The sequence below is a fragment of the Protofrankia sp. Cr2 genome (assembly GCF_963555885.1).
Lineage (GTDB): Bacteria > Actinomycetota > Actinomycetes > Frankiales > Frankiaceae > Protofrankia.
Genome location: NZ_CAUVXG010000039.1, coordinates 26702 through 41489 on the forward strand (window position 1 = coordinate 26702; position 14788 = coordinate 41489).

Here is a 14788-nt window from a genome sequence, read left to right on the forward strand (position 1 = left end):
GGGCGAGCCAGCGTCGCCTCGGGCCCGCCGACCGGACGCTTCGCCCGTTTTTGCACCAGGTCGAAGGCGTAAAGGCCGGCGGCCAGCTCGTCAGTGACGGCGACGTCGGCGAGTGCGTCGGCCTCGGCGGCAAGGCCGGAGTCGAGATCAGCGGTCTCGGCGAGCTCGATCAGCTCCAACGCCCGGTATGCCGCGGGCGCGGCGCCGTGCAGCTTGGTGTCGGCAAGCGCCCGGCCACGGGCGACCGCACCGGCCCAGGCCTGCCCCCGCCGCACCGGCGTCCGCGCGGCGGCCGGGTCGATCTCACCGCGGATGACCTGCCCGGCCCAGCGCAAGGCCTCTTCCAGGAAGTCCGCCGGCTCCAGGAGCACGTCGGCGAGGCCGAGATCGACCGCCGCAGCGGCGTTGAGCATCCTGTTCTGGCTCAGTGGGTTCTCGATGGCGATGGTGACCGCACGGTCCGCGCCGACCAGGTTCGGTAGCAGCTGGGTCCCGCCCCACCCCGGGACCAGACCGAGGAAGACCTCGGGCAGGGCCAACGCCGCGACCGCGCTGGACACTGCCCGGTAGTCACAGTGCAGCGCCAGTTCCAGGCCGCCGCCCATGGCCGCGCCGTTGACCAGCGCGAAGGTGGGCACCTTGGCGCCGGCCAGGCGTCCCGCGCCGATCCGGCGCATCGCAGTGTGCCCGAGCTCGCTCAACGCGTGAATGGCAGGCCGGACCGCCCGGGGATCGGTGCGGGACGACCGGAAGGACAGGTCTGCGCCGACATGGAAGATGAACGGCTTGCCGGTGACGGCGACGGCTGACACGGCCGGGGCATGCGCCTCGATCTCAGCCGCGGCGGCGAGCAGGTTGCGCAGCCCGGCGGGGCCGAAGGTCGACGGTCGGGTGTGGTCCAGGCCGTTGTCAAGGGTGATCAGCGCAATCGGCCCCGCGACATCCGGTACCTGCACGTAGCGCACGTGGGCATGCGTCACCACCTCGTCGGGATGATCGAGGGTCGGCGTGTCGGTCGCGCTCATGCTGACTCTCCGGTCCCGTTAGTGCTCCGGGGACTGCGGCCGCCGGCCGTGCGATCTGACGATCGTCGCGCGTCCTTCGGCCTTCCAGCCGCCCCCGGGACGTCGGACGCGTCGGACGCGTTGGACGCGTCGTTGAAATGCGGGTTCGACCAGATGGTCGTGGCGCCCATGCCGAGGCCGACGCACATGGCGGTGAGTCCGTAACGGACATCGGGACGCTCGGCGAACTGGTGGGCGAGCTGGGTCATCAGCCGTACGCCGCTGGCGGCCAGCGGATGCCCCAGGGCGATCGCGCCGCCGTAGGGGTTTACCCGCGGGTCGTCCTGCGCGATGCCGAAGTGGTCGAGGAAGGCCAGTACCTGGACGGCGAAGGCCTCGTTCAGCTCGAACAGCCCGATGTCGTCGATGGACAGGCCGGTACGGGCCAGGGCCTTCTCGGTGGACGGGATCGGCCCGACCCCCATCACGTGGGGTTCGACGCCGGCGAAGCCGAAGCCGACCAGGGACATCTTCGCGGTGAGACCGAGTTCCCCGGCGACGTCCGCGGCGGCGAGGATGCATCCGGTCGCGCCGTCGTTGATGCCCGCCGCGTTACCCGCGGTCACCCGGCCGTGAGGGCGGAACGGGGTCTTGAGGCCGGCGAGTCCGGCCAACGTCGTGTCCGGGCGCGGTGGTTCGTCGCTCGCCACGAGATCCCAGCCACTGTCGACGTGCCGGGCCGCTACCGGAACCAGATCGGGTTGGAGCCGGCCGTCCGCGTAGGCCTTGGCCACCTTCTGCTGGGAGGCGAGGGCGTATGCGTCCGCCCGCGCCTTTGTGATCGTCGGGTAGCGGTCGTGCACGTTCTCCGCGGTCTGCCCCATGACCAGCGCGGAGAGGTCGACCAGCCGCTCGGAGACGAAACGGGGGTTGGGGTCGGCGCCTTCGCCCATCGGGTGGCGGCCCATGTGCTCGACCCCGCCGGCGATCGCCACGTCGTAGGCGCCGACGGCGATCGCGGACGCGGTCGTCGTGACCGCGGTGACCGCCCCGGCGCACATCCGGTCGACGGCGTAGCCGGGTACGGACTGCGGCAGACCGGACAGGATCGCCGCGACCCGGCCGATGGTCAGGCCCTGGTCGCCGGTCTGGGTGGTGGCGGCGATCGCCACCTCGTCGATCCGTTCGGCCGGCAGCGACGGGTTGCGCCGTAGCAGTTCACGGATGACCCTGACGATGAGATCGTCCGCGCGTGTCTCGGCATAGACCCCCTTCGCCTTGCCGAAGGGAGTGCGGACGCCGTCGACGAACACGACGTCGCGGACGGAGTCCCTGGCAGCTAGGAACACCTGTGCCTCCTGACCGGGGGACCCGGACAAAGCCGGTGTCGGCGTGGTCGCCGACACACCGAAGCCTACGGCAGGTTGTTACCAATGGGTAACCCTGCTGGTCCCGCCGGCGGTTCCGGCGGTTCCGGCGGTTGCGGCGACTCGGCCCGTTGCGGCGACTCGGCCCGTTCCGGTGGAGCTGGCAGTTCCGGCGGATCTGACAGGCAGCTCGCGATCGGGCCGGCGGTGAGCTCCACCTGCCATGGCCGGGCGCCGCCGTCGCGCAGCAGCTCAGCGACGATTTCGGCTGCTGCCGGTGCTGCCGGTGCTGCCGGTGCTGCCGGTGGTGACCAGGCGAGCCGGCGGGCGAGGGCCGGCTCCAACAGGTTCTCCACGGGCATGGTCCGCTCGGTGGCGATGGCGCCCAAGCAGGCGCGTACCCGGGCGAGGCGGGCTGCCGCCACCGGATCACGATCGGCCCAGCGACTCGGCGGTGGCAGCCCGTCGCCGGCGGCCGCGACGGCCGGTGGCAGGGCGCCCTCGGGCAGCCCGGCGGCCTCCCGCAGCGCGGTGAACCAGGTCTGTGCGTTTCGGCGCAGCCGCGGGCCGCAGAAGATCGGTAGCTGGGTCAGGGCCTCGACGTCCGCGGGGTTGCGCAGGACCGCGTCGATGATCGCGCTGTCGGGAAGTATCCGTCCGGGGGCGATGTCCCGTTCGCGGGCGATCCGGTCCCGGGTCGTCCACATCGAACGGACGGCGGCGAGCTGGCGACGGTTGCGGACCCGGTGGATCCCGCTGGTACGCCGCCACAGTTCCGGCCGCGGCTCACGGGGCGGAGCCGCGGCGATCGCGGCGAACTCCTCGCGAGCGAACCGCAGCTTGTCCTGCGCGGCAAGTTCGCCGTGCAGGGCGTCGCGCAGCTCGATGAGCAGCTCGACGTCGAGTGCGGCATAGCGCAACCACGGTTCCGGTAACGGCCTGGTCGACCAGTCGGCAGCCGAATGTCCCTTCTCGAGCGAGAAGCCCAGCACCTTCTCGACCATGATCCCAAGGCCCACCCGCTCGTAACCCAGGAGCCGGCCGGCAAGCTCGGTGTCGAACAGCGTGGTGGGCCGCAGGCCGATCTCGGCCAGGCAGGGCAGGTCCTGGTTGGCGGCATGCAGGACCCACTCGGCAGCACCGACGGCGTCCTGGACGCAGGACAGGTCGGGCACCGCGATCGGGTCGACGAGGTGGGTTCCGGATCCGTGGCGGCGGATCTGGACCAGATAGGCCCGTTGGCTGTACCGGTACCCTGATGCCCGTTCGGCGTCGAAGGCCACCGGACCGTTACCGGCGGCCAGCCGTGCCGCGGCCGCCCGCAGCGAAGGCTCGTCGACGATGACAGAGGGGATGCCTTCGGACGGCTCCAGCAGCGGTCGAGCCTGCTCCGCGTTGCCATCTGGATCGTGGTCCTGCTGGTGCGATGAGTCCGGAACCGTCGACGTCACGATCGGCGATGGTACGTCTGAAGCAGCCACTGCGAACGGCACTCGGGCGGACGAGGCCGGCTCAAATCGCAGCGGGCTCGTGATCGGGGCTGCAGTGGGCGATCAATTTCACCGTCAGCATCCGTACAAGCGCAGAGAGTTCTCGACTATCGCGCACGAGGGTGCGATGATGACTGTCATGATCACAATTCCGCGTCGGTCGGTACCGTGCTCATCGATGATCATCTGGCCTGGTCGCGGCGGGGCGACAGCGACACCACTCCGCAGACCCGCGGTGGCAGACCGGCCATGGCGGCGAGCAGGTCCGCGAAGGCATGCAGCTGGGCCACTGCCTCGGCCGGACGCCACGCACGGCGACCGGCAGCCCCGGTCGTCTCGGCCCAGTCCGGCGACCACGAGCAGCGCAGCTCCACGTCCGAGCTGTCGCCGTCCGCCGCGAGAACGCCGAACCGCCTCGAGTTCGTGATGGTCACGGTGCCGCCCATCGCGCGGTATGCGGCCTGGTTCGCTTCCAGCGCCTCGCGCAGCCACGACCAGGCGACTTCGGGCAGGCACGGGTCCACGGCGATCTCGGGATCGACAGCCGCCCGGGCATAGCAGACGAACCTCGCGGTGCCTTCCCACGCGCTGTGCCCGACTGGATCGACGAGGAGGATCAGACGCCCGGATGCGGCTTCGTCACCGTCGCGCACCAGGCCACCGGCGATGGCGAACGCATACGGCGCCAGCCTGGTAGGTGCTTGGAGTTCGTGTACGGCAATCTCTGACCGGACCCGTCCCAACGCGTCCCGTAGTGCGGCCGTGGCGGCCACGAAGGCTGCCGGCGCGCCCTCCGGAGACAGCGATGCGCCCATGGACGTCACGTTAGGACGTCCGGACCGCAGGCGCGCGACAGAGCGTGGGCGACCGGACGATCAGACCGGGCAGCAGACCGGGCAGCAGACCGGACCTGCATGCACCTGCCCGCGCCTGTCACCCGGTCAGGCGACATGACGGGACCGGTGGCGGACCGGATGGCCGGTGAACCGCGGTGGCACTCCCACGGACGCTCGGTCCGGCCTGGCGACGACCGGCTGCGGATCGATGAACAGCGCCGTTCCGCACTCGACGCATGCGCGGTCGGGACACTCCACGCCATGCCCGTCCGAACACGGCGGTTGCTCGAAATCGCGTGTGTCACCGCACTCGGGGCACACCCGTTGGGTTAACCCGTCGGCGCCCACATGGACTCGTTCCATCCGAACACCACTCCCAGGCCATGTCCATGTCGGGAGGGTTCGTGGACATCACGGACCCTCTCATCCCATTCGGACCGTCCCTGACGGTGGCACGGACCTGCCCCGTTGCCACGCATTCGACCCCGGCGTGTCGTGCATGCCCATGGGTGTCCGTCTGGTCGCCTTTGGTGAGCGTTGCCGGTGGTGGTGCGCTAAAGTCCGGGCGCGGTACCGGGCGTCGGGGCTGCTGTGGACGTGGGCGAGCCGCTTGCCGGCGTCCGTGAGTGACCCGCGGCGGGAACGCGCAGCCATCTGCGTTCCACGATGTACGGGGCGATGGGCAGGACAGCGGCACCCAGCGCCAGCAGCGTCTTCGACATCGGCCAGCGCCGGCCCCGGGCCAGGGCGATCATCGTCGCGCAGTAGGCGAGGAAGAGCCCGCCGTGGATCGGGCCGAGTACCCGGACACCGCCGGGGTGGCCGGCACTGTACTTGACCGTGGTTGCGATCAGGAGCAGGAGAAACGACGTCGCCTCGGCGACCGAGACAACCTGCGCGATGGCACGCAACCGCGTCTCGCCCCTGTTCGTGCGGGTGTCGCTCGCAGCTGGCATGTTCGGGCCTCCACAGTATTTTCTTCTACGTCACGTCGAAGGTAGTCGTGGCCGAGGCCGCCCGTGGTCCGGTCGCCAACCTGCGGGTCCCTTCCGTCGTCTCATCCTCCGGTCAGTCGCATCCTCCGGTCCGTCTCATGCTGTGATCGGCCGGTTCGGGATGGTCGAGAGTGACCGACGTCGCGACGATCGAGGTCGCTGCCTGAACACCCGGCGCGTCCGGCATGCAACCATCGAGGCCATGTACTGCACAGCGGCGCCCGGGCGCGGAGTCTCGGGCGCGCCCACAGGAGGGTCCGAACTCCGCGACGCGCCGTTCCTACGGGCGTGTCGCGGCGAGTCCACCGAGCACACGCCCGTGTGGTTCATGCGGCAGGCGGGCCGGGTGCTCCCGGAATATCGCCGGCTGCGCGCCGCGACAGCCATGCTCGACTCCTGTCGCGATGCGGCCATGGTGACCGAGATCACTCTGCAGCCGGTGCGTCGCTTCCGCACCGACGCCGCGATCCTGTTCTCCGACATCGTCCTGCCGCTCGTCGCGATCGGCGTCGATATCGACATCGTCGCCGGGGTGGGCCCGGTCGTCGCGGATCCGGTCCGCGACCGCGGTGCGCTCGCGCTCCTGCGGCCGGTCGGCGGCGAGGATGTGCCGTATGTCGCCGATGCAGTCCGCACGCTCGTCGACGAGCTCGGGCCGATCCCGTTGATCGGGTTCTCCGGCGCGCCGTTCACCCTTGCCAGCTATCTGGTCGAGGGTGGCCCGAGCCGGACGCATGCCCGGACCAAGGAGCTCATGTACACCGAGCCACGGTTGTGGCACGAACTGTTGGACCGCCTCGCCGACATCGCCATCGGCTATCTGCGGGTCCAGGTCGAGGCGGGCGTGAGCGCAGTCCAGCTGTTCGACTCGTGGGCCGGGGCACTGGACGAGGCCGACTACCGTCGTTACGTGCTCCCGCACAGCCAGCGTGTGCTTGCTGCATTCGAGCATGCCGACGTCCCGCGCATCCACTTCGGGGTGAACACCGGCGAGCTGCTCGGCGCCATGGCCGAGGCCGGCGCGGACGTCGTCGGGGTGGACTGGCGGGTCCCGTTGGACGAGGCCGCCCGGCGGATCGGTCCCGACCGCGCGGTCCAGGGCAACCTCGACCCGACCGCGGTATTCGCGCCGGAGGGCGTTCTGGCGGACAAGGTCCACGACGTGTGTGCCCGCGGTGCCAAGGCGAGCGGTCATGTGTTCAATCTCGGGCACGGAGTGCTCCCGGAGACCGATCCCGGCGTACTCGCCCACATCGTGGATCTGGTTCACGAGGCATGACAGCCTGACACGCGGCAGCGCCGGTCGCGTTTTCTGTCCCCGGCGCCGTGATATTGCCGGGCGCCCCGACTCGTCTGCCGGGCGCGGAGGGAGACTGGACCCGCGGTGGCCGCATCGGGCAGGTGGCCGCGATCGGGAGGAGCGGGTCCACATGCGGGTCGTCGTGGTCGGAGCGGGCATCGCGGGGCTGGCTGCCGCCCATGCGCTGCGGGGCCGGGCCGAGGTCACCGTGGTCGAGTCCGGCGACCGCGTCGGAGGCAAACTGCGGACGACCTCGTTTGAAGGCCTCCCCATCGAGGAGGGTGCGGAGTCGTTTCTCACCCGCGTACCGGACGCCGTACGCCTTGCCCGCCATGTCGGGCTGGGCCACGACATCGTCCATCCGGCGACCACGGCGGCCTCGCTGCTGATCTCCGGCCGGCTGCGGCCACTGCCGCCACGGACCCTGCTCGGCGTGCCGACCGACGCGATCGGCCTGATCCGTTCCCGGGTGCTCTCACCGGCCGGGCTGATCCGCGCGGCCGCCGACCTGGTGCTGCCGCGTACTGTCCTGCCGGACGACCCCACCGTCGGTGGCTACGTGGGTGCCCGGGTCGGCCGCGAGATCGTCGAACGGCTCGTCGACCCGCTGCTGGGCGGAGTGTATGCGGGGCGGGCCGATGCCATGTCCCTGCGCGCCACCGTTCCGCAACTGATACCGATCATGTCCGAGGATCGCTCGCTGTTGCTCGGGGCGTACCGGGTGCGAGCACGCACCGCGCCGGCGGATCCCGTGGGAACACCGGTGTTCGCCTCGGTCCGCGGTGGCCTCGGACGGTTCGCGGCGGCCGTCGCAGACACCAGTGAGGCGACGATCGTGCTGGGTGCGAGCGTCCGTGCGGTGGCCCGGACGCCTTCGGGTTGGCGGTTGACCGTCGTGGGTACCGGCACCCCCGCCACACCGGCTGCCTCGGGCGCAGGTGGGTCGGACGCAAGTGGGCCGGGCGCAGGTGGGTCGGACGAAAGGGAGATCGATGCCGACGCCGTGATCCTCGCCGTACCTGTGCCCGTGGCCCGGGCACTGTTGGCGCGGGTGGCGCCACACGCCGCTGCACCGCTGGCCGCCGTCCCCTACGTATCGGTGGCGTTGACCACTCTCCTGTACCGGGGTGCGCGGCTGCCGCCCGGCAGCGGCTATCTGGTGCCGCCGCGTGCGGGCGGGGTCGTCAAGGCGGCTACGTTCGTGTCCGCGAAGTGGCCGCATCTGTCGGCCGGTACGGATCTCACCGTCGTGCGGGCAAGCGTCGGGCGGGCCGGCGACGTACGTGACCTCGAGCGGGGCGATGTCGAGCTTGCCGGCGTGGTCGCGGCCGAGCTCGCCGCCGCGACCGGGCTGACCGTTCGGCCGGGGGCCAGCCGGGTGACACGCTGGCCCGACGCGCTCCCGCAGTATCTGCCCGGTCATCTGGACCGGACCGCGGCCGCACGCCGGGCGCTGCCCGCCGGCCTTGCGTTGGCTGGCGCGGGATACGACGGGGTCGGTATCCCGGCGTGCGTCCGGTCCGGCGAGGCCGCAGCGGAAACGGTGCTACGCGCCGACGAGGCGGTGCGGACCGGGCGGGCCGGGTGATGAGGCGCACCGGGTGGTGAGGCGCACCGGGTGGTCAGAGGGCACCGCCCGGCCCGCCAGCGGTGGCTGGGCGACAATTGGGCCATGTCCGAGACTTCGAGCGGCCGAAGCCCGCACGATCATGAATCTGGTCGTGCGGCCGCAGGCCCCATCCAGCCCGGTACCGAGATCTCCCCGGGAACTTCCGCACTGTCCGCACGCGATCTCAATGCCGAGCTCCTCTACACCTCCTGGTCGGTCTTCGCGGCGCGGGACCCGCTACCCGCGGACCGCGGTGGGATCGTCGCGGAGGTGGAGGGCCTGCTTGCCGGCGCACTGGCCAAGGACGTCTACACCCGCGGTGTGTACGACCTGAGTGGGTACCGCGCGGACGCCGACGTCCTGCTGTGGTGGACCAGTCCGGATCCGGATCTGCTGCAGGAGACCTACCAGCGGTTCCGTCAGAGTGCCCTGGGGCGGGCCATGGCCCCGGTGTGGTCCGGGGTCGGCCTGCACCGGCCTGCCGAGTTCAACCGCAACCACGTCCCCGCCTATGTCCGGCGCGAGGATCCCCGAGCGTATGTCTGTGTTTATCCGTTCAACAGGTCGCTGGAGTGGTATCTGCTTCCCGACTACGAACGCCGGGGCATGCTGGCCGAACACGGGATCATGGGTCGGGAGTTCGCTGATGTGCGGGCGAACACGGTAGCTGCTTTCGGTCTCGGTGACTATGAGTGGTTGCTGGCTTTTGAGGCGGACGATCTCCACCGGATTGTCGACTGCCTTCGGCACCTGCGCGGCAGCCGGGCGCGGGCGCATACCCGGTTGGAGACGCCGTTCTTCACCGGGGTTCGCAAGCCGGTCGCTGATCTCGTTGCGGCGTTGCCGTAGCGTCCGGCCGCGACCTGCCGGCGCAATAGTGCGCTTTGTTCTGGTTCATACTGATTTTTTCTCCGTCGGGCCGTGGGCACCTCATTCGGACGGGCACTCAGGTGGGCGTTCCGGGTAAACTGGTTATTATGCTGCAATTACGGCGTGTAACTTCGTCCTCGATCGTGGATGGCTGTGATTCTCTGCTACCATCGGTTACCACAAGTTCATGGATGTCTGATCCGCGCCACCTCGCCGACCGCTTCCGGTAGCCTCAAGGGGTCGCCGAGTTGCTTCCCGAGTGGTACCGGTACGGTTTTCCGTGTGGTAATCCACGCGGTTGCTCCGACACGCCATTCACGGTTCCCGTAGGATCTGACAACGGCGGCCGGAACGCGGCGGCTCGGTTTGCCGATCTGTTGGCACGGGCGAGATTCTCGGGGCCCGCGATTGGTTCTGTTGTGGCCTGTCGACCCTGTCGCGCGATGGTGTTCATGCCCCACCGAGGAACGGAGTACGCGCTGCCGGAGATCGAACGACGATGTCGCCCGTCCGGGTATCCGACCCGCCGGCCACGGCGTTCGACGACGCCTGCACGGCCGCCGCGGAGGCTGGTTCCTGGTTGATCGACATTGTTCTGCGGTGGTCGCAACGATTCGGGTGGGTACATCCACACGGTCGTGGCGGAGCGCTGGCAGTAGGTCGTCTGATCGTGCGGATCAAGATTTTATGATTGCAGACAGTGAGAAATCGTCCGAGTCCTGGGGGGGCTGGCAGTGACGGAGACAATGCCCGGTGACGCTCGGGCAGCGGCGGGGGCCAGATTGGCACCCCTCGTCCGTGGTTTCGACATGTGGGATCAAGCTGCGCCCGACTTCGGCGACATCGCCGAGGACGGCCGGCAGTCTCGCCGGCGTCGCTCCGCGGTCCCGGAATCAGCGGCCACGGGTGCGATGGAACGGGTGGGCTACCGTGCTCAGGTCGCCTGGGAGCGCAGGTACGTTCGCCTTCTCATCGTGTTCGACGTCCTGGGCTGCGTGCTGGCCGCGATTATCGCGTTTTTTGTGCGTTTTGGTGACCATCCGGTACAGTCTTCGTGGCCGTACATCCTGATAAGCGGCTTACTGCCGGTGGCCTGGGCGCTGTCGATGGCTTTCGGGCGTGCATATGAGGGACGTTTTCTCGGCGGCGGTTCGGAGGAGTTCAAGCGGGTCGTGAACGCGGCGGCCCGGATCACCGCGTGCGTCGCGGTGATTTCCTACGCGACAAAACTTGAGATTGCTCGAAGCTACATTCTCATCGCTTTTCCGGTCGCCACCATCCTTTCGGTTGTCGGCCGGAGTGGTGGGCGTGGCATTCTTCACCATATGCGGCGAAATCGTCGCTGTCTGCACCGGGTGTTGGTCGTCGGTGCCGGTGAGTCGGCGGCGACGCTCGTCCGCCTGGCTCATCGTGACCCGACGTCCGGATGGTCGGTGGTCGGGGTCTGTCTTGATCGTTCCCCGGGCCGCCACAGCCATGACCTGCCTGAACGAAGCGGTTTCGACCTGCTCGGGGTTCCGATCGTCGGAACGTTGGACAGCCTCCACACCGCGATCCAGGCCACGAGGGCGACGACCGTGGCTATCTGTCCGCAGCTGGACAGCGACACGCTTCGACAGGTGATGTGGGCTCTCGAAGGCAGCGACGTCGACGTTCTGGTGAGTTCCGCACTCACCGACGTCACCGGTCCCCGTATTTCGATCCGCCCGGTGGCGGGCCTTCCGCTCCTCCATATCGAGGAACCCGAGCTCACCGGTGCCCGGCGGGTCCTGAAGGCGTTGGTCGACCGTTGTCTCGCGCTGGCCGCAGTCATGATTTTCGCGCCGTTGCTCCTGGGGCTCGCAATCGCGGTGCGGCTGAACAGTCGGGGTCCGGCGATCTTCAAGCAGACCCGGGTCGGTCGCGGTGGTGATTCGTTCCGGATGTACAAGTTCCGTTCGATGTACATCGACGCCGAAGCGCGCCTGGAGGGGCTCCGCGGGGCGAACGAGCGTTCCGAGGGCCTGCTGTTCAAAATGCGTAATGATCCCCGGGTGACCCCGGTCGGGCGCTTCCTGCGCAAATGGTCGTTGGACGAACTACCTCAGCTGTTCAACGTCCTCAACGGAAGCATGTCCCTGGTCGGTCCGCGGCCGCCGCTGCCGTCGGAGGTGGCGCGGTACGAAGGGGACGTACATCGCCGGTTGATGGTCAAGCCCGGACTCACCGGACTGTGGCAGATCAGCGGCCGTTCCGACTTGGAGTGGGACGAGTCGATCCGCCTGGATCTGCGCTACGTCGAGAACTGGTCGCTGGCCATGGACTTCGTGATCCTCTGGCGGACGCTGTTCGCCGTCGTGCGTCGCGAGGGTGCCTACTGAGTGTCGTCGGGTCGTCGCCTGATCGTCGCCGCCCCGATCGTCGTGGACCCGATCCTTGCCGCGAACCTGCGTTCCTACCCGGACGGAACGCAGGTCGCCGCCTACCTCGGTACCCCCTACCATGCACGCCGGGTAGCCGATGCGTCCGACCTGTTGATGCGTGAGACGCGCCGGCGGGTCGCGCGCCCCCTCATCGCCGATCTGGGTGCCGGGGCGCCGACCGTGAGCGAAGGACTGTGCCGGCGCGGCGCCCGCACCGTGATGGTAGATATGGTTACCCAGCGACCCGACCGGGCGACATCCGGCCATATCCCCCTGGTGCGAGCCGACCTCTCGCACCCGCTGCCCCTGCGGTCCGCGACCGTGGACGGTGTCTTCGCCGGTGAGATCATCGAACATCTCTTCGACCCGGTCGCCTTTCTCCGGGAATGCTGGCGGATCTTAGTCCCGGGTGGCGCGCTGGTGGTCACCACACCGAACCTCGCCACGTTGCAGGACCGCGTTCGTTTTCTGCTCGGGCGGAGCCCCCGCCAGATCGACGCCCTGCATCCGTATCTGACACTGCATATACGGCCGTTCACCTACTCGTCGCTGGTGCGGACCTTCCACACCTGCGGATTCCGGCCCGTCGGGTTCCGCTCCAACTACGTGGTCGTGGGCGGGGAGGATCGAGGTCTCTCCGTGCGCTTCCTCGCGCGGATGTTCCCGTCGATCGGCGGTTCGCTGGTTCTCGTCGGCGTCAAGATCCCGTAAAAGTCGACGAACGCTGTGTGCGCAGTGGGAATGTCGCATGGCCGGTGGTGCAGGTGCCATACGGGCTCATGCCGTACACCGCTATCTCCGACAGGACGCCGGAGTAGACCTGCGCCGGTGGTAGGTCCGTCAGGCTGATGCGGGAATTCGGGTCGTCGGGCCAGGCGAGCGTCACGTGTGGGTTGAAGCGGTCGCCGTCGGCGTCCGCCACCTCGTCGTAGCCGTACCGGGCGAGCTGGGCGGTGGCGACCGGGTCGGCCGGCGGCCGGCGGGTCATCACATCATGCAGACGTTCGCCGGACGGGCCGACATCGCGCAGCCGTCCTCGGCGTAGTGGTTCCACCGCCTCGATCACACTGCGCTGGAGGGAAACCCATGCGGTGGACCGGGCGAAGTACATCTCGGGCGCGCCATGCGGGTTGTGCCGATATTCGTCCCCGACGGCATGCAGCGGCGTCGACGCGGTGGCGACCTCGCGCACCGCATCGACGACGTCGGGCACCTCGGACGGTGCGACGGCGAGCATGAACAGCGACACGTGCGGTTCGCAGCCGCCGTCGGCCTCGGCATCGTACGGTTCGCCCAGGCGGAAGTGGGACGGAAAGCCGTTGCTCGCCATGCGCGCTGCCAGCGCTCTGCTCGACGAGATCGCTTGTTCCCGCACATTCCGGGGGAGCAGGAGGACTACATCCAGGGTGACGGATGTCGAAGAAGACACGGTGAACTCCTCAGCTTGATGCATTCACGTCGACGGGTTCGGCGTCGCGGGGCGCTCTTAGTGTCCCAGATGCCGGTCGCTCTTAGCCCATGAATGTTCCGGTGCCGATGACGACGGCGAGACCGGCGAGCAGCGCGGGCAGGCCGATCCGAAGACCGAGCCTGGTGTACTGCCAGCCGCTCACCTCAACGCCGAGGCGGGCGGCCGTATCACGCCAGAGCAGGCCGGCCAGTGAGCCGTGCAGGACGAGAACAGGTCCGAAGTTCACGCCGAACAACAGCGGCCACAGCGTTGCCGAATGCGCGTTGACCTCTGGCAGGCTGATGAGCAGGGCAGGCAGGTTGTTGATCGTGTTCGCGCCGAGGGCTGCGACCGCTGCGACCCGGAGCTGATCGAGGGTTCCGGAACCGCTGAAAAGGGCGCCGAGGCCCAGGTGCGGGGATGCGGCGGTGGCCACGATTCCCAGACTGAGGGCCAGGGCAGCCGCGCCGTAGGGAATGTCGCGCACCCGAACCGTCCGGGTCAGGGCCAGTAGCACGATGTCGGCGACACCGGCCACCGCCCAGGCGGGGATGTCCACGAGGTCGCCGACGGTGAAACCGAGCACCACGAAGATGACGATGGGTGTTCCCAACCGTAAGGCCCGCGGGTCGATGGGATCCCGCACCTGATCGTGCGCAACCGTGGCGGTGGTGTCGGCCCGCCGGTAGAAGACCCAGCCGACCGCCACCGCCACCAGCGAGGCGGGTCCGAGCCTGACGACGAAGTCGGCGACACCGAGCCCGTAGGTGTCAGCGGCGATCAGATTGGTGAGGTTTGAGATCGGCAGCGCGCTGGAGGCCAGGCAGGCCAGCAACGCCGGTTGCACGGCCAGCATGGTCTGGTTGAACCCGTGCTGACGCGCGATCCGGATGTACAGCGGGGTGAGCAGTACCACCGACGCGTCGAGGTTGAGGAAGGTCGTGACCGCCGCGGCGAGTATCCACAGACCCAGGCGCGGGTTCGGGCCGGTGTCGACCAGGGCGGCCAGCGCCGCGAAGAAGCCGAGTCTGTCCAGCATCACCGCGAGTGGCACGGCCAGCAGCAGGAACGCCAGCGGCGCAAGGAGCGGGCGTACGGCGTCGAACGCGGCGTCGGCGGTCATGGCACCGATGAGGAGCAGCATCACCGCGGCGGCTACCGGCACCGCCCAGTTCGGCAACCGCACGGGCCGCACGAAGACACCGACCACAGCCGCGACCAGGAGGAAGATCCGGGCGATCGCCACTGGGCACATGCTATCTATGCGGGTCTGCTGCGGTCTGTAGTGGGTGCTCTACTGCGGGAGGTCCGAAGACCGCATCCATCGGCATCGGACGCACGGCGTCCAGGTAGTCGTCGAGCTCACCCAGCTCGAACCGGCACATACCGATGACATGCCAGATCTCGCCGGCCACGTCGCCGCCGACCTTGTACCCGCCGTCGGGAGCCAACGCCGCCCACCCGG

12 protein-coding genes and 1 pseudogene are annotated in these 14788 nt (G+C 69.0%); 5 read left to right on the plus strand and 8 right to left on the minus strand.

The features are described 5' to 3' along the window. The 5 genes and pseudogenes from U9978_RS16930 to U9978_RS16950 all read right to left on the minus strand — a co-directional run. Positions 1-1025: pseudogene (locus U9978_RS16930) on the minus strand (enoyl-CoA hydratase/isomerase family protein); the annotation flags it as partial. After that, positions 1022-2353 carry a thiolase family protein gene (locus tag U9978_RS16935; RefSeq protein WP_322762109.1) on the minus strand — a complete coding sequence of 444 codons (1332 nt, stop codon included), beginning with the start codon at positions 2351-2353 and terminating at the stop codon, positions 1022-1024. The pseudogene U9978_RS16930 and the gene U9978_RS16935, both read right to left, overlap by 4 nt. Before the next feature lie 65 nt (positions 2354-2418). Further along, positions 2419-3822: an HRDC domain-containing protein gene (locus U9978_RS16940; protein WP_322762110.1), complete on the minus strand. Its 1404-nt coding sequence runs from the start codon at positions 3820-3822 to the stop codon at positions 2419-2421. A gap of 221 nt (positions 3823-4043) precedes the next feature. Beyond that, the gene (locus U9978_RS16945) at positions 4044-4676 is read right to left on the minus strand and encodes a DUF3000 domain-containing protein (protein WP_322762111.1); all 633 of its coding nucleotides are present in this window, start codon (positions 4674-4676) and stop codon (positions 4044-4046) included. Between the two features lie 575 nt (positions 4677-5251). Continuing rightward, positions 5252-5653: a DUF3817 domain-containing protein gene (locus U9978_RS16950; protein WP_322762112.1), complete on the minus strand. Its 402-nt coding sequence runs from the start codon at positions 5651-5653 to the stop codon at positions 5252-5254. 241 nt (positions 5654-5894) lie between these two features. Here U9978_RS16950 and hemE point away from each other — a divergent pair, with 241 nt between their 5' ends. The 5 genes from hemE (at position 5895) to U9978_RS16975 (ending at position 12584) form a co-directional block, all read left to right on the plus strand. After that, complete coding sequence (hemE, locus tag U9978_RS16955; RefSeq protein ID WP_322762113.1) at positions 5895-6971, plus strand: uroporphyrinogen decarboxylase; 1077 nt, start codon at positions 5895-5897, stop codon at positions 6969-6971. 151 nt (positions 6972-7122) lie between these two features. Continuing rightward, the gene (gene hemG / locus U9978_RS16960) at positions 7123-8580 is read left to right on the plus strand and encodes a protoporphyrinogen oxidase (RefSeq protein WP_322762114.1); all 1458 of its coding nucleotides are present in this window, start codon (positions 7123-7125) and stop codon (positions 8578-8580) included. A gap of 84 nt (positions 8581-8664) precedes the next feature. After that, the gene (hemQ, locus tag U9978_RS16965) at positions 8665-9450 is read left to right on the plus strand and encodes a hydrogen peroxide-dependent heme synthase (protein WP_322762115.1); all 786 of its coding nucleotides are present in this window, start codon (positions 8665-8667) and stop codon (positions 9448-9450) included. A gap of 932 nt (positions 9451-10382) precedes the next feature. After that, positions 10383-11831: a sugar transferase gene (locus U9978_RS16970; RefSeq protein WP_322762123.1), complete on the plus strand. Its 1449-nt coding sequence runs from the start codon at positions 10383-10385 to the stop codon at positions 11829-11831. Then, the gene (locus tag U9978_RS16975; protein ID WP_322762116.1) at positions 11832-12584 is read left to right on the plus strand and encodes a class I SAM-dependent methyltransferase; all 753 of its coding nucleotides are present in this window, start codon (positions 11832-11834) and stop codon (positions 12582-12584) included. Here the strand turns inward: U9978_RS16975 and U9978_RS16980 are convergent. The 3 genes from U9978_RS16980 to U9978_RS16990 form a co-directional block, all read right to left on the minus strand. Continuing rightward, positions 12571-13302 (minus strand): hypothetical protein, encoded by a 732-nt coding sequence (locus U9978_RS16980; protein ID WP_322762117.1) that lies wholly within the window; start codon positions 13300-13302, stop codon positions 12571-12573. The genes U9978_RS16975 and U9978_RS16980 overlap by 14 nt on opposite strands. An 82-nt stretch (positions 13303-13384) precedes the next feature. Then, complete coding sequence (locus U9978_RS16985) at positions 13385-14578, minus strand: SLC13 family permease (RefSeq protein WP_322762118.1); 1194 nt, start codon at positions 14576-14578, stop codon at positions 13385-13387. A 1-nt stretch (position 14579) separates the two neighbouring features. Further along, positions 14580-14788, minus strand: a 209-nt coding sequence (locus tag U9978_RS16990; protein ID WP_322762119.1) for a hypothetical protein, incomplete at its 5' end; no start/stop codon positions are given.